General features: G+C 73.4%; 19 protein-coding genes. 3 read left to right on the top strand and 16 right to left on the bottom strand.

Annotated elements, in window-relative coordinates; genetic code table 11:
• Positions 1–63: 63 nt before the first annotated feature.
• On the bottom strand, positions 64–1,413 hold the full coding sequence (locus tag AB0424_RS26120; protein WP_366308977.1) for an amidohydrolase: 1,350 nt from the start codon (positions 1,411–1,413) through the stop codon (positions 64–66).
• Between the two features lie 169 nt (positions 1,414–1,582).
• The gene (locus AB0424_RS26115; RefSeq protein WP_366308976.1) at positions 1,583–2,266 is read right to left on the bottom strand and encodes a GntR family transcriptional regulator; all 684 of its coding nucleotides are present in this window, start codon (positions 2,264–2,266) and stop codon (positions 1,583–1,585) included.
• 154 nt (positions 2,267–2,420) lie between these two features.
• Between AB0424_RS26115 and AB0424_RS26110 the strand changes: the two genes are divergently transcribed.
• Positions 2,421–4,082 (top strand): BCCT family transporter, encoded by a 1,662-nt coding sequence (locus AB0424_RS26110; protein ID WP_366308975.1) that lies wholly within the window; start codon positions 2,421–2,423, stop codon positions 4,080–4,082.
• A 9-nt stretch (positions 4,083–4,091) separates the two neighbouring features.
• Here AB0424_RS26110 and AB0424_RS26105 read toward each other — a convergent pair whose 3' ends face one another.
• The 14 genes from AB0424_RS26105 to AB0424_RS26040 form a co-directional block, all read right to left on the bottom strand.
• Positions 4,092–4,595: a DUF6328 family protein gene (locus tag AB0424_RS26105; protein WP_366308974.1), complete on the bottom strand. Its 504-nt coding sequence runs from the start codon at positions 4,593–4,595 to the stop codon at positions 4,092–4,094.
• A 28-nt stretch (positions 4,596–4,623) separates the two neighbouring features.
• Positions 4,624–5,907 carry a sugar ABC transporter permease gene (locus tag AB0424_RS26100; protein ID WP_366308973.1) on the bottom strand — a complete coding sequence of 428 codons (1,284 nt, stop codon included), beginning with the start codon at positions 5,905–5,907 and terminating at the stop codon, positions 4,624–4,626.
• Positions 5,904–6,683, bottom strand: a complete 780-nt coding sequence (locus AB0424_RS26095) for an ATP-binding cassette domain-containing protein (RefSeq protein WP_366308972.1) — start codon at positions 6,681–6,683, stop codon at positions 5,904–5,906. The genes AB0424_RS26100 and AB0424_RS26095 overlap by 4 nt, the downstream gene beginning before the upstream one ends.
• A gap of 51 nt (positions 6,684–6,734) precedes the next feature.
• Entirely contained in the window at positions 6,735–7,826 is a 1,092-nt protein-coding gene (locus AB0424_RS26090; protein ID WP_366308971.1) for a substrate-binding domain-containing protein, read from the bottom strand.
• Between the two features lie 127 nt (positions 7,827–7,953).
• A complete protein-coding gene (locus AB0424_RS26085; protein ID WP_366308970.1) occupies positions 7,954–8,718 on the bottom strand; it encodes a hypothetical protein in 765 nt (254 codons plus the stop codon).
• Between the two features lie 96 nt (positions 8,719–8,814).
• A complete protein-coding gene (locus AB0424_RS26080) occupies positions 8,815–9,900 on the bottom strand; it encodes a nitric oxide synthase oxygenase (RefSeq protein ID WP_366309072.1) in 1,086 nt (361 codons plus the stop codon).
• Between the two features lie 244 nt (positions 9,901–10,144).
• Positions 10,145–11,380 carry a cytochrome P450 gene (locus AB0424_RS26075; RefSeq protein WP_366308969.1) on the bottom strand — a complete coding sequence of 412 codons (1,236 nt, stop codon included), beginning with the start codon at positions 11,378–11,380 and terminating at the stop codon, positions 10,145–10,147.
• Positions 11,377–12,606, bottom strand: coding sequence for a cytochrome P450 (locus AB0424_RS26070; protein WP_366308968.1), 1,230 nt, complete (start codon positions 12,604–12,606; stop codon positions 11,377–11,379). The genes AB0424_RS26075 and AB0424_RS26070 overlap by 4 nt, the downstream gene beginning before the upstream one ends.
• Complete coding sequence (locus tag AB0424_RS26065; protein ID WP_366308967.1) at positions 12,603–13,232, bottom strand: ATP/GTP-binding protein; 630 nt, start codon at positions 13,230–13,232, stop codon at positions 12,603–12,605. Before AB0424_RS26065 ends, AB0424_RS26070 begins: the two co-directional genes overlap by 4 nt.
• The gene (locus AB0424_RS26060) at positions 13,213–13,566 is read right to left on the bottom strand and encodes a DUF742 domain-containing protein (RefSeq protein ID WP_366308966.1); all 354 of its coding nucleotides are present in this window, start codon (positions 13,564–13,566) and stop codon (positions 13,213–13,215) included. Before AB0424_RS26060 ends, AB0424_RS26065 begins: the two co-directional genes overlap by 20 nt.
• The gene (locus AB0424_RS26055) at positions 13,563–13,964 is read right to left on the bottom strand and encodes a roadblock/LC7 domain-containing protein (RefSeq protein WP_017236514.1); all 402 of its coding nucleotides are present in this window, start codon (positions 13,962–13,964) and stop codon (positions 13,563–13,565) included. Before AB0424_RS26055 ends, AB0424_RS26060 begins: the two co-directional genes overlap by 4 nt.
• Entirely contained in the window at positions 13,964–15,634 is a 1,671-nt protein-coding gene (locus AB0424_RS26050) for an ATP-binding protein (protein WP_366308965.1), read from the bottom strand. The genes AB0424_RS26055 and AB0424_RS26050 overlap by 1 nt, the downstream gene beginning before the upstream one ends.
• Positions 15,635–15,851: 217 nt before the next feature.
• Positions 15,852–17,819: a sigma-70 family RNA polymerase sigma factor gene (locus tag AB0424_RS26045; protein WP_366308964.1), complete on the bottom strand. Its 1,968-nt coding sequence runs from the start codon at positions 17,817–17,819 to the stop codon at positions 15,852–15,854.
• Between the two features lie 136 nt (positions 17,820–17,955).
• Positions 17,956–18,279 (bottom strand): YciI family protein, encoded by a 324-nt coding sequence (locus AB0424_RS26040; protein WP_366308963.1) that lies wholly within the window; start codon positions 18,277–18,279, stop codon positions 17,956–17,958.
• A 153-nt stretch (positions 18,280–18,432) separates the two neighbouring features.
• On the opposite strand from AB0424_RS26040, the gene AB0424_RS26035 reads away from it, so the two are divergent.
• Entirely contained in the window at positions 18,433–19,104 is a 672-nt protein-coding gene (locus AB0424_RS26035) for a DUF998 domain-containing protein (protein WP_366308962.1), read from the top strand.
• 143 nt (positions 19,105–19,247) lie between these two features.
• Positions 19,248–21,275: a SpoIIE family protein phosphatase gene (locus AB0424_RS26030; RefSeq protein WP_366308961.1), complete on the top strand. Its 2,028-nt coding sequence runs from the start codon at positions 19,248–19,250 to the stop codon at positions 21,273–21,275.
• Positions 21,276–21,365: the final 90 nt, after the last annotated feature.

Below are 21,365 nucleotides of genomic sequence, written 5' to 3'. Positions count from 1 at the left end.
CCGGCGCCCCCACCGGGGCCGATGCCGTGCCGGAAGACCGGCACCGGGACCCCCGGAGGAGCGTCAGCCGAGGAACTCCCCGTCGCGGGCGACGACGACGCCGCCGTGCACGACCACGTCCCGGCGCGGCATGTCGACGACGACCTGCGGCAGGCATTCGCCGCGCACCAGGACGAAGTCGGCCGGCGCGCCGGCCGCGAAGTCGGCGTGCGCGAGGCCCATCACGTCCGCGCCTCCGTGGGCCGCGACGCCGTAACAGTCCGTCAGCTCGTCGTCGAGACGCACGTCGGTCACCCAGCCGAGCAGGTGCGCGCGGTGCATCATGTCCGCGTTGCCGAACGGGCTCCACGAATCGCGCACCCCGTCGGACCCGAGCCCGACCCGTACGCCGTGCTCGCGCAGCCGGGCGATCGGCAGCACCAGCGAGTCGGAGGGCGCGACCGTGGTGAGGGCGATGTCCTGGTCGCCCAGACCGGCGGCGAGGGAGCCGAGTTCGCCGTCGGTGAGCCCCGGCAGGCAGAACACGTGGCTGACCGTGACGCGGCCGGCGAGCGAGAGGGCGCGGGTGCGTTCGATGATGCCGCGCAGGGCGCGCAGACCCTTCTCGCCCCGGTCGTGGAGGTGGATGTCGACGCCGACGCCATGACGGTCCGCGATGCCGAAGACGGTGTCCAGCTGCTCGTCGAGGGCCTGGTCGAAGCCGATCGGGTCGATGCCGCCGATCATGTCGACGAGACCCGCCCGCGCGGCCCGCTCCAGCAGCGCCGCCGTGCCCGGGGTGCGGATGACGCCGTGCTGCGGGAAGGCCACGATCTGGACGTCCAGGGCGTGCCGCAGCCGCTCGCGGGCCGCGGCCAGGCCCTCCACTCCCGCGAGGCCGTAGGCGGGGGCGACGTCGGCGTGGGCGCGCATCGCGCGGGTGCCGCGTGCGACGGCGTGGGACATCAGGCCGTACGCGCGTTCCGAGACCGGCCGGCGCTGACTGCGGAAGAGGTCCACGTCCTGGGCGACGTAGTCGGCGATGGCGCTCGCCGGGCGTCGTGACACCCAGGAGCCGCCCCAGGTCGTCTTGTCGGGGTGGATGTGGGCGTCGACCAGGGACGGCAGGGCGATCCGGCCGCCGCCGTCGACCACCTTCGCGCCGCGCGGGGCGGGCCCGTCCGCGATCCGGCCGTCGACGACCACCAGGTCCGTGGCGCGTGCCGCGCCGAGCACCCGGACGTTCCGGAAGACCACGGTCCCGGCGCGACGGCCGCCGCCGCCCGGGGTCGCGGCGTGCTCCGGGGCGGCGCCGGCGGCGTGGGCCGTTCCGGCGGAAGCGCCCATCGCCGCGCCGGTGCCGGCCAGGGCGGCGGCCCCGGCCAGCATCGTGCGACGGGAGAGCGCGCCGGGGGAGGGGGAGGAGGGCTGCATGGGAACTCCTTGGGAGGGACGGTCGGACCGGGCCGACGTTCCCCGTTTTGTATACCAAGGCTCCGGAGTCGAACAAGGGGGTGGCAGATCACCTGCACGAAGTCTGGAGATTCAGAGAATCCTGCCTGGGCGAGGGTGTCATTCTCGCGGTCTTGGTATACAAAGAAGGTCAGGAGTCGCCGAAGAGGGACCGCAGGGCGACGGCCCGGCTGTCCCGCACGTGCAGCAGCGTGCTCGCCGCCGAGGCGTCCGGGTCGCCCGCGGCGATGTGCCGGTACATCTCGGCGTGCTGGGCCCGCATGTGCGCCGGCTCCTCGCGCAGCCCGAAGACCAGCCGCAGCTGCCAGCTCAGCTGCTCCATGGTGCGGCCGAGCAGCGGGTTGCCCGACAGGGCCACGACCGCCTCGTGGAACGCGGTGTGGGCGGCCACCTCGCGCGTCCCCTCGTCCGCCGCGGCCGCCGACTCGGCCTGGCGCAGGGTGGAGCGCAGCGCGGCGAGCCCCTCGGCCCCGCCGGCCGCCACGGCCCGCGCGGCGAGCCGGGACGCCTGCACCGCCAGCGGCTCCCACACCTCGTACAGGTGCTCCACGTCGGCCCGTTCGAGGCGCCGCACCCGCACCCCGCTGTGCGGGAGCAGCTCCAGGAGCCCTTCGGAGACGAGGGCGCGCAGCGCCTCGCGCACCGGTACGCGGGACATGCCGAGCTCCTCGGCGACCTCCCGCTCGACGAGCCGGGCGCCCTGGGCGTACCGCCGGTCGACGATCCGCTGGAGCACGGCCTCGCGCGCCCGCGCGCTGAGCGGGACCGGGTCCCCGGCCGTCGCCGCCGTGCCGGTCCTGCGACTCTCCGCCACCGTTGCCGTCCTCTTCCCTGCGTCGTCGGGCGTGCCCGCGCCGAGGATACGTCGGGCCCCGCCGCGTGTGTTCCCCGATCGGCCCCGCCCTCCTGTGGTACTGCCTTGGGGGACATCGTGTTGTATGCCCGTGATGTGATGAAAGGTGCCCTTCGTGTCGCAGGAAGAACGGAAACCCGACGGTCACCTCCACCCGGCACGTACGGACCGGATCGTGTTCGGCGTCACCGCCGTCCTCACCCTCGCCTTCGTCGTCTGGGGAGCCGCGGCCACCGACAGTCTGGAGAGCACCTCCAGCAAGCTCCTCGACGGCCTCATCCGCAACGGCGGCTGGGCGTTCATGCTGGTCGCCTCGGGGTTCGTCGTCTTCGCCCTGTGGCTGGCCATCAGCCGCTACGGCCGGGTGACCCTCGGTCAGGAGGGCGAGGCGCCCGAGTTCCGCACCGTGTCGTGGATCGCGATGATGTTCAGCGCCGGCATGGGCATCGGCCTGATGTTCTACGGCGTCAGCGAGCCGCTCGCGCACTACGGCAACCCGCCGCCGGGCACCCGTCCCGCCGACTCGGCCGAGCGCATGGAGACCGCGATGGCCACCACGCTCTTCCACTGGACGCTCCACCCGTGGGCGATCTACGCGGTGGTCGGCCTGGCCATCGCGTACTCCACCTTCCGGCGCGGCCGCCGGCAGACCATCAGCGCCGTCTTCGTCCCGCTGCTCGGCGAACGGCGGGCGTACGGGGGGCCCGGCCGCGTCATCGACATCCTGGCGATCTTCGCGACCCTCTTCGGCTCCGCCGCCTCGCTCGGCCTCGGCGCGCTCCAGATCGGCAGCGGCTTCGAGGAGCTGGGCTGGATGGAGAAGACCGGCACCGGACTGCTCGTCGCCATCATCGCCGTGCTGACCGTCGCCTTCGTGCTCTCCGCGGTCTCCGGTGTGGAGAAGGGCATCCAGTGGCTGTCCAACATCAACATGGTGCTGGCGGCCGTGCTAGCCCTCTTCGTCTTCGTGGCCGGCCCGACCATCATCGTGCTCGACCTGCTGCCCACCTCCCTCGCCGCCTACATCGGCGACCTGCCGCAGCTCGCCGGCCGCACCGAGGCGACCAGCGGCGCGGACATCCACGACTGGCTCGGCAGCTGGACGGTCTTCTACTGGGCGTGGTGGATCTCCTGGACGCCCTTCGTCGGCATGTTCATCGCCCGCATCAGCCGGGGCCGGACCATCCGCCAGTTCGTCGGCGGCGTGATCCTGGTCCCCAGCACGGTCAGCCTGGTGTGGTTCGCCATCTTCGGCGGCACCGCGATGAAGCTCCGCGAGCAGGGCGAGCTGGCGGGGGAGACCACCCCGGAGGGCCAGCTCTTCGGCGTCCTCCAGGAGTTCCCCGCCGCGGGCCTCATGAGCCTGCTCGTGATGGTCCTGGTCGGCATCTTCTTCGTGTCGGGCGCGGACGCCGCCTCCATCGTCATGGGCACCCTCTCGCAGCGCGGCGCCTTCGAACCCACCCGGCTCGTGGTCGTCTTCTGGGGCGTCGTCACCGGCGCGGTCGCCGCCGTCATGCTCCTCGTCGGCAACGGCCAGGGCGACGCGCTCGCCGGCCTGCAGAACCTCACCATCCTGGTCGCGGCGCCGTTCGTGCTCGTCATGCTCGGCATGTGCGTGGCCCTCATGCGCGACCTGCGCAAGGACCCCCTGATCGTCCGCGGAGAGGTCGGGCGGGAGGTCGTCGAGGTCGCGGTGATCGCGGGCCACGAGAAGTACGACGGCGACTTCGAGCTGACGATCGGCCCGGGCTCCCAGGAGGAGGACGGCCGCTGACCGGGCCCCTCAGTCCCCGCGGGTGTAGCGGGAGCGCGCCCACAGGGGCAGGGCGAACCAGCAGACCAGGTACCAGGCCAGTACGGCGGTGACCAGCCAGGGCACGTACGGGTCGTCCGTCGCCACCCGCAGCACGAGGAGGAGGGCCGACGTCAGGGTCGCGAGCAGCAGGACGAGACCGGTGAAGACCAGCCGGGACGCCCAGACGACCGCGTGGGGTTTGATGCGCCGCCCGGCCACGATCCGGTGGAAGGAGACGGGCCCTATGAGCGCCCCCGTCGCCAGCGACCCGAGGACCACCGTGACGATGTAGATCGTCTTGTCGGTGGTCCCCAGCCCCTGGAAGTGCGGGGTGAAGACGACGGTGAGGAGGAAGCCGAGGAGGATCTGGACTCCGGTCTGGGCCACCCGGATCTCCTGCATGAGCTCCGTCCAGCGCCGGTCCGCGCGCTCCGCCTCCGTCTCGTCGCGTCCGTCCGTCCGGTCGTCTCCGTGCCCGGGGTCGTCGGCCATGGGCCCCTCCTTCCCCGAAGCCCGGGGATCAGGCGCGGCCGGCGGCCTTCTGGCTCCGCCGGGACAGCGAGTCGACGACCACGGCGGCCAGCAGCACGGAACCCGTGATCATGAACTGCACGGCGTTGCTGACGCCCATGATGTTCATGCCGGACTGGATGGACCCGATCACCAGCGCGCCGAGCAGCGCCGACCAGACCGTGCCGCGCCCGCCGAACAGGCTCGTGCCGCCGATGACGGCCGCGGCGATGACGTTCATCAGCAGGTTGCCGCCGCCGGAGGTCTGGCTGGCCGACTGGATCTGTCCGGCGAGGAAGAGGCCGCCCACCGCCGCCATGGTCCCGGCGATCGAGAAGACCGTGATCCGGATGAACGGGACGCTGATGCCGGCCCGTCGGGCGCCCTCGATGTTGCCGCCCACCGCGAAGATCCGCCGGCCGTAGGTGGTGCGCCGCAGCACGAAGTCCAGGAGCACCAGCACGATCAGGAAGATCAGCAGCGCGAGGGGCAGCCCCTGGTACTGGTTGAGGATGTACGCGGTGGCGAACGCCAGGGCGGCGATCACGACCGTCCGCAGCGCGATCTCGGCCACCGGCCGGGACGGCACCCGGGCCGCGCGGCGCCGCCGGGCGTCCAGGAGCGAGGCCGCGAGGAAGAGCCCCACGCCGACGGCCGCCGTCACATAGGCGGCGGCCGGGCTGTGGTAGATCGTCGAGTAGAGCCGGGAGACGATGCTCTCGCTGGGGATGTTGACCGTGCCGCTGGTGCCGAGGACCTGGAGCATCAGGCCGTTCCAGGCGAGGTTGCCCGCCAGCGTGACGACGAAGGCCGGCACCCCGACCTTCGCGAAGAAGAACCCCTGGATGAGCCCGACGGCCGCACCGCCCGCCAGGGCGATCAGCAGCGCCAGCCACTGGTTCATGCCGTTGAGGACGTTGAGCACGGCGAAGATCGCGGCGCACAGGCCGCTGACCGAGCCGACGGACAGGTCGATCTCGCCGAGCAGCAGCACGAAGACGATGCCGATGGCGATCATTCCGGTGCCGACGATCTGCTGGCTGAGGTCGGAGAGGTTCTGCGCCGACAGGAACGTGCTGTTCAGGCTCCCGAACACGGTCCAGATGATGATCACGGCCAGGACGACGGGCAGCGAGCCCAGCTCACCGCTGCGCAACTTGCGCTTGAACTCCCCGAGGTACCCCTTGATCCCCTCCTCCCGGACCAGGAGCCGGCTGTCGACGGCCGGCATGGCACCGCCCGCCGGTTCCTGGGTGGCGTCGTCCGGGTCCGGTGCGCGGCGGTCGCGGCTCATCGCTCCTCCTCGCGCTTACGGGCCTGGCGGCGGGTGACGGCGCTGTCGGTGGCCCCGGTGATGGCGGAGATGATCTCCTCGGTGGTCGTGGAGCGTTTGTCGAAGAAGCCGTTGTTCCGGCCCAGGCGCATGACGGCGATCCGGTCCGCGACCGCCATCACGTCCACCATGTTGTGGCTGATCAGGATCGTCCCGAGACCGCGGTCCCGGAGCCGTTCCACGAGGTCGAGCACCTCCGCCGTCTGCTCCACTCCCAGGGCCGCGGTCGGCTCGTCGAGGATGACGACCTTCGGGTCGCCGATCAGCGAACGGGCGATCGCCACCGTCTGCCGCTGCCCGCCGGAGAGCGAGGCGACCGGGATGCGGACGCTGGGGATGCGGATCGACAGCGTGTCCAGGAGCTCGCGCGCCCGCTGGTCCATCCGGACCTCGTCGAGGACGCCGAAGCGGCGCAGCTCCCGGCCGAGGAACAGGTTGGCCACCACGTCGAGGTTGTCGCACAGTGCCAGGTCCTGGTAGACCGTGGCGATCCCGAGGTGCTGGGCGTCGTGGGGCCGGCTGATGGAGACCTGCCGGCCCTCCCAGGCGATGACGCCCTCGTCGGGCGGGTTCACCCCGGCGATCGCCTTGACGGCGGTGGACTTGCCGGCGCCGTTGTCGCCGACGAGTGCCACGACCTCACCGGGGTGCACCTCCAGATCGAACCCCTTCAGCGCCTGGACCGCGCCGAACCGCTTGGAGATCCCCCGCAGTGTGAGCACGGGTGGCTCCGGCAAGGGAACCGCCTCCTCCGCTCGCCCTTCGGACCGGCGCCGAGGCGCTCGTCCCTACTGGAGACCGGCCTCCTTGCAGGCCGCCGCATAGGTCGGGGTGCAGATCTCCTCGACCGTGTACAGGCCGTCCTTGACGACCGTGTCCTTGATGTTGGTCTTGTCGACGACGACCGGGGTCAGCAGGTTCGCCGGGACCTTGTTCCCACTGCCGCTGGTGACGGTGGTCGGGACGAGGTCGGCCGGGAGCTGCTTGCCCTCGGCCAGGTCGACGGCCATCGTCGCCGCGATGTCCGCCTCCGGCTTGTAGGGCTTCATGATCGTGATCGTCTGGGTGCCGAGCAGGATCCGCTGGATCGCGTCGAGCTGGGCGTCCTGTCCGGTCAGCGGCACGTTCATGCCCGAAGCCTTGAGTGCGGTCGAAATGCCGGCCGCCAGACCGTCGTTGGCCGAGTAGACGCCGACGATCTTGTCCTTGCCCAGCGCGCTGATCGCACCGGACATCTGCTGGTTGGCGTTGTTCGGGTCCCAGTTGGGCGTGTCGTACTCCTTGCCGATCTTCACCTTGCCGTCCAGCACCGAGTGCGCGCCCGCCTTGAACTGCGCCGCGTTCGGGTCGGTCGGCGAGCCGTTGTGCATCACGATCACACCGCTGCCGGCCTTGTCGCCGAGCGCGTCGAGCAGCGCCTGGCCCTGGAGCTTGCCGACCTTCTCGTTGTCGTACGAGACGTAGGAGTCGACGGGGCCTTGGGCGAGACGGTCGTACGCGACGACCTTGACGCCCGCGTCATGGGCCTTCTGCACCGAGGACTGGATCGACTTGGCGTCCACGGCGTCCAGGATGAGGACCTTGTCGCCCTTGGCGAGCGCGGTGTTGACCTGCTGCTGCTGGGTCGTGGCGCTCTCCGCGGCGTTGTAGTAGTCGATCTGCGCGCCGGGCGCCAGCTCCTTGATCTTCGCCTCGATGTAGGGCCGGTCGAACTTCTCGTACCGCGTGGTCTTGCTCTCCGGCAGCAGCAGGCCGATCCTCACATCGTCCTGTGCCGACGTTCCCGTGCCCGGCTGGGCCGCGCCGCTGGTCGCCACCGCGCCCAGGGAGAGTGCGGCGGCTCCGGCCAGGGCTATCGCGGCCCGCAACGTTCGGGTCATGGGAGGCTCCTTTCGTCCGCCCCCCTGTCCCCGCGCCGTACACCGACGGCGGCTGGCAGAACATGTTGCCTCCTTCGACATTAGCCGCAACCTGCGGACCGGCAAGCGGGTGACGTGGCACCGCAGGTCACGAGGGAGCGGAGCCGTCCACGGCGTCCCCGGCACGCAGCAGCCTCAGGAACGCCTTCAGACCGGTGATGATCTCCTCGTTGTCGGTGAGGCGGTTCACCGTCGACTCGAACTCGCGGGCCAGCGCGGCGATCCTCCGGTCGGCCGCGTCGGCCCGCTCGTGCGCGGAGAGCCCGATCGCGTCCGCCGTGCGGCGCAGCTCGGCGAGGGCCCGGTACTGCTCCTCCGCCCTGCCCTCCTGGACGGCGGCGCCGCTCTCCAGCGCGGCGACCCGCTCGCGCAGCGCCACCACGTCGTCACGCGGGTACGTCACCTCGCCGAGCAGCCGGCGGAGCCGGCGCCGCAGCTGCCCGAAGTACGCCCCGGCCGGTCGGAAGACCGTGCTGAGCAGGAAGAACCCGGCGCACCAGTACCCCGCCGAGCGGCCCGTCGCCGAAGCCGCCGCCACCGCCGCCGCGGCCGTCGCCAGGTGCCCGGCGACGGCGACCCGCAGCATCACCCGGGCGATGCGATGCGCCTCGTCGTCCCGCTCCTTCGGGACGACGACGCCCTTCTCGCGGCTCACCGCGATCTCGGCGAGCACGGCGTGCGCCCGGAAGTACAGGTTCCACGGCGCCGTCAGGAGCAGCAGGAGCCACAGCAGCGCGAGGACCCCCGCCCCGACGGCGAGCACCGTGCCCGGCGGCGCCCCCACCGCGTACGCGAGCAGCAGCCCGCCGACCGCCAGACCCGCCACCAGCACCCCGCCCAGGACCTTGCCCATGCCGCCCCTCCGCACCCGCCGCGCCCGAACTCCCTGGCGCCATGGTCCCGTCGAGCCCGCGCCCCGGCATGAGTACCGCTACTCAGATCGCGCCGCTCAAGGGGTCCGGGGCAGGAACGCCGGGCGCAGCGAGGCGTCGACGGGGTCGTAGTAGCGGTGGAAGACCGGGGTGGCGGAACCGGAGACCGGCGGCACGATCCAGCTCCAGTCGGCCGGGGTCGCCCTGCCGAGCCTGCCCTCCCGCTCGATGTGGCGGAGGAAGCGCCCGGACTCCGTGTGGTGGTCGGCCATCGTCACCCCGGCCTCCTGGAAGGAGTGCAGCACCGCCACGTTGAGCTCGACGAGGGCGCGGTCGCGCCACAGCGTCCGCTCGCTCGACCGGTCGAGCCCCAGCCGGGCGGCGACCACCGGAAGCAGGTCGTAGCGCTCGGCGTCGGCGAGGTTGCGCGCGCCGATCTCCGTCCCCATGTACCAGCCGTTGAACGGCGCCGCCGGATAGCGCACGCCGCCGATCTCCAGCGTCATGTCGCTGATCGCGGGCACCGCGTACCAGCGCAGCCCCAGCTCCGCGAACCACGGATGGTCGGGATGGCTCAGCGTCACCTCGGTCACGGCGTCGTCCGGGAGCTCGTACCACTCGGGCCGCGCGCCGTGCCGCTCACCGACCATCAGCGGAAGGACCTGGAAGGGGTCTTCGCTCCGCTTCCACCCCTGGGCGACCGCCAGGGCGGTGAGCGACGCGCTGCGCGGGTCGCCGGTCCAGCGGCCGTCCGGGGCGCGGTGCCCGGCGTACCGGACCAGCTGGTCGTTGACGATCCGCGGGCCGGGCCGACCGGGCCGGTCCGGCGCGAATACGGAGATCACCGGGCGGATGCGGCCGCCGTTGTCGGCCCGCCGCAGGTGCTCGAAGCAGTGCGCGGCGATGTCGTCGGCCGCCGTCACCTGCCGCAGGTCGCGGACCACCAGGCTTCGCCAGTACAGCCTGCCGATGCAGCGGGCCGCGTTCCGCCACGCGACCCGGGCGCCGAACGCCAGCTCCTCGGCGGTGTGTTCGTAGGTTCCGGTGCGGTCGATCTCCGCCCGCACCGCGCGGACCCGGCGCTGCACGTCGCCCGCGCCCGGCTGTTCCGCGTGGAACCGGCGGAGGAAGTCCTCCGCCTCCCGCCGGTCCACCACGCCCACCCGGCCCGGCGCCGGACCCGGGGGAGCGCCCGTCGCCGGAGCGGCGTCGGAGCCGGACGAGTACGGACAGGCGCCGCTCGCGGGGACGGACTTCCGGCGGCGGCTCAGGCTGAAGATCAAAGGTGTTCCCTCCCGGGCTCATGACTACCGCATGAACACGGGCGGGCGCGGAGAGTAGGGCGTTCTCCGCCGGAGGAGGGAACCCCGCTGGTACGCTGCCGGGCTCCCTCCGCTCAGTCGGCCGTCAGGCCAGCACGACCGGGAGGTCGAAGAGGTCGTTCTGCGTGACGACCGGCTTGTTCCGCAGCTCCTCGCGGGCGACGGCGAGGCGCAGCCCGGGGAAGCGCGCGTACAGGGCGGGCAGGGCCACCGACGCCTCCAGACGGGAGAGGGCGGCGCCCGGGCAGACGTGCGGGCCGTGGCCGAAGGAGATGTGGCGGTTCGGCGTACGGGTCACGTCGAACGAGCCCGCCGTCGCGCCGTGCTGCTCCTCGTCCCGGCCGATCGCGCCGAACGACACGATCAGCGCCTCGCCCTTGGGCAGGATCCGGTCGCCCACCTCGATGTCCTCGGTGGCGAAGCGGATCAGCACGTGCGAGGTCGGCGTCGACCAGCGCAGCGTCTCCTCGATCACGTTCGCCCACGGCACCTCGCCGGAGAGCACCAGGGCACGCTGCTCCGGGTGGGTCTCCAGGGCGACCACGGCGTTCACGATGAGGCTGATCGTCGTCTCGTGCCCGGCCGCCACCATCAGCTGGAGGGTGTTGGTGATCTCCTCCGTGGTGAGCCGGTCGCCGCCCTCCGACGCCTCGATCAGCGCGCTGGTCAGGTCGTCCCCGGGCTTCTCGACCTTGCCCGCCACGATCCCCGCGAACAGCGTGCCCAGGTCCGCCATCATCTGCGGCACCTCCTCGGGCGGGGTCTGCGTCGAGAAGAACTTCTCGAACAGGGCCTTCATCCGCGGGTGGTCGACCGGGTCGACGCCCATGAGGTCACTGACCACGTTCATCGGCAGCGGGTAGGCGAACTCCGCCTTCAGGTCGACGACCTCGCCCGCCGGACGCTCGGCCAGCCGGTCCAGCATGCCCGTGGTCAGCGCCTCGATGCCCTCGCGCAGCCGCTCGACCCGGCGCGCGGTCAGCGCCTGCGCGACCAGCGTGCGCAGCCGGCGGTGCTCGTCGCCGTCGACCGTCAGCATCGACTTGCCGGGGTTCGCCAGGCCGATCAGCGGCCAGTCCATGGGTATCTCGCCGCGCTGCCAGGCGCCCCAGACGTCGATGTCCTTGACCAGGCGGGCGTCGGTGAGCAGCCGCCGCGCCTCGGCGTGACGGGTGACGGCCCAGCAGGCCACCCCGCCGGGCAGGACGACACGGGCCAGCGGGCCGGCGGCCCGCAGCCGGGCGCTCTCGCCGTCGAGGTCGGCGACGAACGGGTCCAGGGCGATGGCGTCGGCGGCGGCGTGGGCGTGCGGACAGGTCATCCGAGGGCTCCAAGGGCGGGGGTCGGGGTGTAGGTCACGGGGAGCGCGGAGAGACCGCGCAGCCAGGGCGAGGGGCGGCGGGCGAGGTCGGCCGCGGGGACCGCGAGGTCGACGTCGGGCAGCCGGTCGAGCAGCACCTCGATCCCGGTGCGCGCGATGGTCTCGGCGACCTCCTGGGCGGGGAACGGGCAGCGGTGCTCGCCGTGTCCGAAGGAGAGGTAGGCGTTGTTGCCGCCGGTGAGCCGGCCCGCGTCGGCGCGCACGTGCGGGTCGGAGTTGGCGGCGGCGAGACCGAGCAGCAGCAGGTCGCCGGCGCCGATGCGGCGCCCGCCGAGGTGGGTGTCGCGCGACGCCCAGCGGCCGGCGACGTTCTGGGTGGGGGTGTCCTCCCACAGGACCTCGTTCATGGCCTCGCCGACGCTGTGGCGGCCGCCCGACAGCGAGGCGGCGAACCGGTCGTCGGTGAGCATCAGCCGCAGCGAGTTCCCGATCCAGTCGGCGGTGGGCTGGTGGCCGGCGGCCAGCATGACCATGAGGTCCTGGGCGACCTCCTCGACCGTGAAGCCGGCCGTGTTGCCGAGCATCCGGGAGGCCACGTCGTCGCCGGGGGTCTCCGCCTTCGCGGCGAGCAGGCCGAACATCGACTCGGCCAGGTGGCGCTGGCCCTCCAGCGCGCCCTCCTGCCCGTTGATCATGTCGTTCAGGGCGGTGACGAGCCCCGGCCCCTGCTCGTCGGAGAAGCCGTAGACGCTGGCGAGGACGCGGACCGGCAGCAGCATCGCGTACTCGGCGATGATGTCGCAGGACCCCTTGCCGCAGAGGGCGTCGATGAGCTCGTCGGCGAACCGCTCGGCCCGCTCCTTCAGCAGGAACGGGTCGATCCCCTCCAGGGCCGAGGAGATGACGCCCGCACGCTCGCGGTGACGCTCTCCGACGGTGTAGAGAACGGACGGCTGCTTGCGGCCGATCATGGGCAGCAGCGGCCAGTCCGCCGGGATGGAGTCCCACTGGTTCCACAGCTCGGAGTCGCGGGAGAACAGGACCGGGTCGCTGGTGACCTGGTGGAGCTCGCGGTAGCCCAGCACCAGCCAGGCGGGGACGTCGCCGTCCAGCACGACGGGGGCGACGGCCCCGTGCTCGCGCCGGATCTGCCGGTACAGCTCGTTGGGGTCGGTCTGGAAGCGCGGCCCGCTCAGGGGGACGGGCGGGTGCTCGGAGAGGGTCACGGGGCGGGCTCCGGGATCGGCTGCGGGACCGGCGGCGTGGCCGGGGCGACGACGGTCCGCAGGTGCTCGACGAGCGAGATGAGGACCTGCTTGCTGGACTCGCGCGACCGGGCGTCGCAGAAGACCAGCGGAACCTCGTCGGCGAGGTCGAGGGCCCCGCGGATCTGGGCGGGGGTGTGGGCGGGACCGCCGAAGTCGTTGCAGGCGACGACGAAGGGCGTCCCGTGGTGTTCCAGGCGGTCGATGGCGTACCAGGAGTCCGCGAGCCGGCGGGTGTCGACGAGCACCACCGCGCCGAGGGTCCCGGAGAACAGCCGGTCCCACAGGAACCAGAACCGCTCCTGGCCGGGCGCCCCGAACAGGTACAGGACGTTGTGGGTGTCGAGCGAGATCCGGCCGAAGTCGAAGGCCACCGTGGTGGCCGACTTGGCGGCCACGCCGGCGGTGTCGTCGACGCCCTCGCCCGCCTGCGTCATCGTCTCCTCGGTGTTCAGCGGACGGATCTCGCTGACCGAGCGGACGAGGGTGGTCTTGCCGACTCCGAATCCGCCGACGACGACGATCTTCAGTCCGTTGTCGGCGGTGCTGTGCAGGGTCTGGCGCTGTTCAGAGGTTACGGAGTCCAACGAGCACCTGCTCCAGGATGTCGTGATCGGGAAGGCGGTACGACGCGCGGGGGTGCCGGGCGCTGATCCGGCCGGTGTCGTGCAGGTCGGCCAGGAGGATCCGTGTGATCGACACCGGCAGTCCGAGCCCGGCCGCGACCTCCACCACCGCGGTGGGGTAGCGGCACATGCGCAGGATCGCGGCGTGCTCGGACTGCATGCCGGGGACCGGGTCGCTCTCGGAGACCACGAGGGTCACCAGGTCGAAGGAGTCGGACCCGGCGCGGCTGCGGCCGCCGGTCAGGGTGTAGAGCCGGTCCGGGGATTCGTCCCGGCCCGGCCTGCCGCGGCTCATCCCCGGGGCCTCGCGACCAGGTGCTCGCCCAACTGCTCCACCAGCTCGGACATGTTGTGGCCCACGAGGCCGGCGTCGGCGTCCTCGTCGGCGACGACCGCGAGGTGGGCGCCCTCGCCGGCCTCCACGATGAACAGGATGCCGCCGTAGAACTCGGCGATCGCGGAGCGGACCCCGCCGGTGCCGTCGCCGAACTCCACGGAGGCACCGTGCGACAGGCTCTGGATGCCGGCGGCGATCGCGGCGAGCTGGTCGGCCTGGTCGACGGAGAGCTCGGGGGTGCGGCAGAGCTTGAGGCCGTCACGGGAGAGCACCAGGGCGTGCCGGGTGCCCGGGGTGCGTTCCAGCAGGCCCTCGAGGAGCCAGCTGAGCTTCTCGTCGGTGGTGGAGCCGGTCATTACGAGGTGCCTTCCGGGTACGGGGGGTTCGAGGACGGCGACGGCGTCCGCGGTGCGGACGTCGGGCCGGCCGGATCGGACGGTACGGAGGGGGTGCCGGGGCGGTCGCCGGAAGCGGCCGCGGTGGGCTCGGCCGGGGCGGACGGGGACGCGGGGTCCGCTCCGCCCTCGGGCTCGTCCTCCGGACGGGCGGTGGTGGCGCGGACCGCGCGGCGGAAGGTGCCGAACCGGCTCGCCGCGCCGGCCGCGGCGCCGCTGCGCGGGCCCTCGGCGGGCTTCCTCGCGGCTGCCTCCGGTCCCTCGGGGTGGGCGGCGGCCATGGCCCGGCCGCGCCGGCGCTGCGGCAGACCGCTCTCGCCGAGCAGCGGCTGCTCGCCGGTGGTCTCGGCGGCGCTGTCGTGGACGGCCTCGGGCTCGGGCACCGGAGCCGGCGCGGGGACGCGCGGCGCGGCCGCGGCGGCGGGGGAGGCGGGCGACGACAGGCCGCGCCCCGACACGGGGGGCAGGAGGTCGGCGGGGCCGGCCGCCGGTTCGGCGGACACGTGGCTGATCAGGTCCTGGGGCAGCATCAGCAGGGCGCCGGTGCCGCCGCGTGCGGAGGGGCGGAAGGAGACGGTGAGGCCGTGCTTGCGCGCGAGCCGGCCGACGACCGCGAGGCCGAGACGGGTGCCGGAGAGGCCGGCGAGGTCCTGCTGGGCGGCGCCGACGGCGGCCTCCGCGCGGCGCTGCTGCACGTCGCTCATGACGAGGCCGCTGTCCTCGATGGCGATGATGACGCCGGCGGGGACCTCCTCGACGTAGACGTGGACCTCGGCGGTGGGCGGCGAGAAGTTCGCGGCGTTGTCCATGAGTTCGGCCAGGGCGTGCATGACGCCCTCGGCCGCGTGCCCGGCGACGGCCGCGTCGCTGCTGGAGTGCAGCCGCACCCGCTGGTAGCCGCTGATGCGCCCCATGGCGCCGCGGAGGATCGACTCCATGACGATGGGCCGGGCCCAGCGCCGGCCGGACCTGGCCCCGCTGAGCACGGCGACGGAGTCGGCGAGCCGGCCCGCCTGCGCGGTGCGGTGGTCGAGGTGGAGCAGGTCGGTGAGGACGTCCTCGTCGGCGTGCCGGTTCTCCATCTCCCGGAGGTCGGCGAGCATGCTGGTGGCGAGCGCCTGCATGCGGCCGGCGGCGTTGGCCGCGGCGGCCATGGCGGCGGACCGGCCGGACTCGGCGCGGCGCAGCCGGGTCTCGAACCGCGCGGTCTCGGCGGCCCGTTCCCGGGTCAGCTCGGCGAGCGCGGCCGCGTGGGAGCGGGTGAGTTCGTCGGCCCGTGCGGCGTGGGCGGCCCGGGCGGCGGCGGTCTCCGCCTCCTGGCGTTCCCTGAGCGTGGCCGTCTCGCGCTCGGCGGTGGCGGTGAACCGGACGAGGTACGCGTCCTTGGAGGCGACTTCGGCGGCGAGGGTCTCGGCCCGGCGGCTCAGCGCGCGCGCGATCCGTCCGTACCAGGTCACGGCGAAGGCCGAGGCCGACAGGAGCAGGAGGCCGCAGGCGGCGAACCAGCCGAGCGGGGTGCGGACCTCGCCCGGTGCCGCGGCGACGGCGGCCGCGGCGAGCGCGCCGCCCGCGGCGGCGGTGAGCAACGAGGCGGTCAGGGCAGGACGGAAGGGGGTGGGTGACGCCGACATCAACCAGACTCTCGGGAGCGGGCACACAGGGAAGGGAGTCGCAACGACGGCACTATAGATCCGTTGTTGATCAGTTCGGAACTCTCGTGATCGTATCGGCATTCATTGAAGAGAATACTTTTCCGATACTGCGCCCAGAAGGTCCGAACTTGCTCGCCCCCCAGGAAGTACCGTGCGGTAAGCGCTTCCTGATCTCTCCTCGGTTCGCACCCTCGCCCTACTCCTGCCGGAGCGGCACCGGTTGGGCCTTCAGGCGATGGAGCGTGAAGCCGATTCCCGCCGGATCCAGCGGTCGGGTCGCTTTCTTGAAGAGATATTCGGCCCGCGCGTAGGACAGCCGACGGCGGCCCGTCTCCGGACACAGGTCCTCCCGCGGCGGCGTCCGCGCCGGACCCGGCCGCCGGTCGGAGAGGAACACCGGTCCCCGGGTCCGGCCCGCGAGCAGCACCGGCAGCAGCCGGGCGGTCCCCGAGCGCCAGTCGACCCACCGGTCGCCCGCGCGCCCCCTGCGGTCCTCCAGGTCCAGGTCCTCGACGTTCAGCGACAGCACGGCCGTCACCCCCGCCCCGGACTCGTGCAGCAGCCGCCACAGCGTCCGCTCCCGCAGCGGCACCCCGGGACCCTCCCACAGCGCGTCGAGCCGGGCCGCGCTCAACGGCCCCGGACGGGAGCGGCTCTCGGGCCGGCGTTCCAGCTCCGCCCCGATGCCGTCCAGGGACGCCCACGCGCCGAAGGACCGCACGGCCGAGCGGTGCCGGTTCCAGGTGCGGGCCGCCGCACCGCCCCAGGCGGTCGCGAACACCTCCGCCACCCGCCCCGCCGTCAGCGACGCCAGCGGCTGCTCCTCGCCGAGGGCCCGGCACAGTCGCCGCAGGGTCTGCCCGTACGCGTGGACGGTCGCCGCGTCGAGATCCGGACGGCCCAGGAAGGCCCGGGACGCCTCTCCCAGCGTCGGACCGGACGGCCCCGCGTCGGCGAACGTCCCGGCGCGACGCCGCAGGAAGTCCCGCTCGGCGGCGTTCCCGGTCAGCTCCGCCGCGCGCAGGAGCTCCCGCCTTGCCTCCTCGGAGCGGCCCAGGCGGGCCAGCAGATCGCCCCGGACACCGGGCAGCAGGTGGTAGTCGCGCAGCGCCGGGTCGGCGAGCAGCGCGTCGGCCACGTCGAGCCCCGCCTGCGGCCCGTACGCCATCCCCAGCGCCACCGCCCGGTTCAGCTGGACGACCGGCGTCGGCAGGAGACGCGCCAACGCCTCGTACAGCGAGGCGATCCGCGCCCAGTCGGTCTCCTCGGCCGTCCGCGCCTGGGCGTGGCAGACGGCGATCGCGGCCTGGAGCACGTACACGCCGGGCGTGCCGCCGGCCTCCCGCGCCCGCAGCATCGCGGTGAAGCCCCGCCGGATGAGCAGCGGGTCCCAGCGGCCGCGGTTCTGCTCGTGCAGCGGCACGGGCTCGCCCGCCGGTCCGGTGCGCGCGGCCGAGCGGGACGCCTGGATCTCCATGAGGGCGACCAGGCCGTGCACCTCGGCCTCCCGCGGGGCCAGTTCCGCCAGCAGCCGGCCCAGTCGCAGGGCCTCCAGGCAGAGGCCGGGACGCATGAGGTCGTCGCCTGAGGTGGCGGAGTACCCCTCGTTGAAGATCAGGTAGACGACCTCCAGGACCGAGGCGAGGCGCCCGGCCAGCTGCGGGCCCTCGGGCAGCTCGAACGGCACGGCCGCCTCCGCCAGCGTCCGCTTGGCGGCCGCGACGCGCTGGGTGATCTCCGCACCGGTGACCAGGAAGGCCCGTGCGATCTCCTCGACCGTCAACCCGCCCAGCAGTCGCAGCGTGAGCGCCGCCCGGGCGTCGGTCGACAGGACCGGATGGCAGGAGACGAGCATCAGCCGCAGGACGTCGTCCTGTTCGGGCTCCTGCTGCCGTTCGAGGTCCTGGGCGAGCTCCTCCTGTTTGCGCGTCAGCCGCTGCGAGCGCCGGATGTGGTCGACGGCCCGGCGGCGGGCGGTCGTCGTCAGCCAGGCCGCGGGGTTGTCGGGCACGCCGGAGACAGGCCACTGCTCCAGCGCGGCGACGAGCGCGTCCTGAGCGAGCTCCTCGGCGAGCCCGACGTCGCGCACCATCCGGGTCAGACCGGCGATGATCCTGGCCGACTCCGACTTCCAGACCGCGTCGATCGTGCGATGGGCGTCCACCGGCACGATGACAGCACCCGCCCCGGCTCGCCCGCAAGCCGGGACGGGTGCGCTGCCCGGCCGTGTCCGGTGCCGGGGCGGCACGGCGCCCCCACCGGCGCGACGGCCCCGGCCGTGCGGCGCCGGGGCCGGCGGCTCAGGGGCCGAAGACCTGCTGGACGACGCTCTCGCCGTCGCCGACGATCCGGCGGAAGCGGCGGGCCAGCTCGACCGCCTCCTCCTGGGAGCGGACCTCGATCAGCGCGAAGCCGACCACGGCCTCCTTCGCCTCGGCGAACGGCCCGTCGGTCACCGTGATCTCGTCGCCGGCCGAGGACACCAGCACGCCCCCCGGCTCCAGCCCGCCGGTGGCCAGCAGCACACCGGACGCCGTCAGCTCCTCGATGAACCGGCCCATCTCCGCGTACAGGGCCTCGTCGGGCGCGGTGTCGGAGGGCCGGCTCGTCATCAGGTAGCGCATGGGGTTCCTCTTCCTCGTCGACCGCATCTCGCCTGCGGTGCTGCCACCCCTACGTCGAACGGAGCGATGTGACAGGGAACGCGCGGCATTCCCTGTCACATCGCCGATTCGACGTATCAGTGACAAGGACGGCACCAACCCGAGAGGCCCGCCATGACCACGCTCCAGCACCCCGTCGCTTCCCCCGCCGCCACCACCGGGCGGACCACCACGCGGGCCCTGCTCGCCTGCGTCGCCGTCGCCTCCCCGCTGTGGGCGGCCGTCTCCCTGACCCAGGCCGCCACCCGCGACGGCTTCGACATCACCCGCCACCCGCTCAGCGCGCTCAGCACCGGCTCGCTCGGCTGGCTGCAGATCACCAACTTCCTCGTCGCGGGCGTCCTGCTCGCCCTCGGCGCGACCGGCCTGCGCAGGGCCATGCTCGGCACCGCGGGCAGCACCTGGGCGCCCCGGCTGGTGCGGATCGCGGGCCTCGGCATGATCGCCGCCGGGATCTTCGTCATGGACCCGGCCGACGGATTCCCCGCGGGCACCCCGTCCGGGCAGCCCGCCACCCTCACCTGGCACAGCTACGCGCACTTCGCCGCCGGGTCGGTCACCTTCACGTCGCTCATCGCCGCCTGCTACGTCCTCGGCCGCCACTTCCACCGCGCCGGCCGACGCGGATACGCCATCGCCTCCCGCGCCGCCGGCACCGCCCTGCTTCTCGGCAACGGCTGGGCGATGAGCGGCGGCACGGCCGGCACCCTGACCCTCGCCGTCGGAGCCGTCAGCGCGCTCCTCATGGTCGCGGCGGTGGCGCACCACCACCGCCGCGCCCTCTGAGGCCCCCGTCCGTTCGCGGGATCCCGCGCGGTGGGGGAGGCTCGGGAGAGCGGCGGGAGGACAGCCACGTCGTCCCCCGCCGGCCCCGGCACCACCGGCCGGCCGGACATCCCATCGGCCGGACATCCCATCGGGAGGGGCGAGTGGACGCGGAACAGCCTCGGGTCACGACGGACGAGCGCACCTGGAACGAGGCGATCCTGGGGGCCGTCTTCACCCAGGCCGAGGTGGGGTTCCACGTCCTGGACCAGGACCTGCGCGTGATCAAGGTGAACAAGGTCGCCGCCGGTCGGCGCGGCCTGCCGGTCGACCGGATCGCCGGACTGCCCGCGGCCGAGGCGTACGCCGCCCTCGGCGTCTCCTTCGACGAGGCGCTCCTGCTCGGCGTCCTCGCCACCGGCCGCCCGGTGACCGACCGGCTGGTCACCGGTCCACCCTCCGCCGGCACTCCCCGCTCGTCCGTCTTCTCCGTCTCCGTCCACCGCCTGGAGGACGGGGACGGACGCGTTCTCGGCCTGGTCGTCACCAGCACCGACGTCACCGCACGCGAGGGCGCCCAGGCTCGGCTCGCCCTCCTCCACGACGCACACGAGCGGATAGGCACCGGCCTCGACGTCGAGCGGACCGCCCGCGAACTCGTCCACGTGACGCTGCCCCGGTTCGCGGACTCCGTCGTGGTCGCCCTCACCGACACCGTCCTGCGGGGGAGGGACCCGGCCCTGGACGTCGGCGTCACGACCCCGCTGCTGCGCTGCGCCGCCGCCGGGCGGACGGCGGCGGGCCCGCCCGTACCGGACGTCGGACCGGTCCTGCTGCCGGGGATATTCGGCGACGAGCTGCCGAGGTCCGCCTCCCTCGTGGCCGGCACGGCGACGGGGGGCGTGCCCTCGCCCGACGGCGGACGCCCCGGCTCGGGCCTGGTGGTGCCGCTGACCGCCCACGGGAAGGTCCTCGGCGTCGTCGCCTTCCACCGCGCCGCGAGCGCCGAGCCCTACGGACCGGACGACCTGGCGCTCGCCGACGCCATCGCGGCCCGCACCGCGACCTGCCTGGAGAACGCCCTGCGGTTCACCCGCGAGCACATCGTGATGTACGCCCTCCAGGCATGGCCCCTGCGTCAGCACGAGGCCACCCAGCGGGCCGTCGACGTCGCCCAGAGACACCGCCCCGGCGGCACCGGCGCCGGTTCCTGGTACGACGTGATCCCGCTGCCCGGAGCGCGGGTCGCCCTGGTCGTGGGCCAGGTCGAGAACCCGGGGCTGAGCGCGGTGGCCACGATGAGCCGGCTGCGGACCGCCGTCCACAGCCTGACCACGCTCGATCTCGCCCCCCACGAACTCCTCGCCCGACTGCACGCCGTCACGCGCCGGCTCTCCGTCGAGCACACGAGGGGGCCGAGGGCCGACGAACCCACCGCGAGCTGCACGATCGCCGTGTACGACCCCGTCGACGGCCGGATCGACATCGCCCGCGCGGGCACGTCCCTCCTCGCCGTCGTGCGGCCCGACGGCTCGGTGGACGAGCGGCCCGTCGAGGACGGGCCGCTCCTCGGCGCCGGAGGACCGCCGTTCGCCTGCGCGACCGACGTCCTCCCCGAGGGCAGCACGCTGTGCCTGGCCTCCGCGCCCCCGCCCGGCGACGAGGGCGCCCGGACCGGGGAGATCGTGGCCGCGCTCGCCCGCCCCGACCGCCCCCCGGAGACGATGGCCGACGAGGTGGAACGGCTCCTCGCCCCCGACCGCGTCCTCCTGCTGGCCCGGACCCGCCGGCTCTCGTCCGACGAACTCGCCGAGTGGGACATCCCGTTCGACTTCGAGGCGGTCGGCACCGCCCGCGCGCTCGTCGAGGAGCGCCTCGATGCCTGGGACCTCCCGGTCGACCCCTTCACCGTCACGCTGGTCGCCAGCGAACTGGTCACCAACGCCATCCGCTACGGCGCCGAACCCGTCGTCCTGCGCCTCCTGCGGCAGGACGACGCACTCGTCTGCGAGGTCGGCGACGCCGGCCAGGCCGCCCCGAACCTGCGCCACGCGAAGGCGGTCGACGAGGGCGGCCGCGGGCTGCTGATCTGCGCCACGCTCGCCGAGGACTGGGGAGTGCGGCACACCGACGACGGCAAGACCGTCTGGGCCGCGATCGGCACCCGTCCCGGCGCCTCGGGGAGTTCCTAGGGCCTGTCGTCACATTCCCCTCTGCCCCGCGACGCCTGGCACGCGCTCTCGCCGCACCGGGCGAAAGCGCGAGTACGCCCAGTACGAGCA

Origin of the sequence: Streptomyces sp. NPDC051180, from assembly GCF_040689545.1 — a bacterium.
Taxonomy (GTDB): Bacteria; Actinomycetota; Actinomycetes; order Streptomycetales; family Streptomycetaceae; genus Streptomyces.
This window is presented reverse-complemented; position numbering and strand designations above follow the sequence as displayed.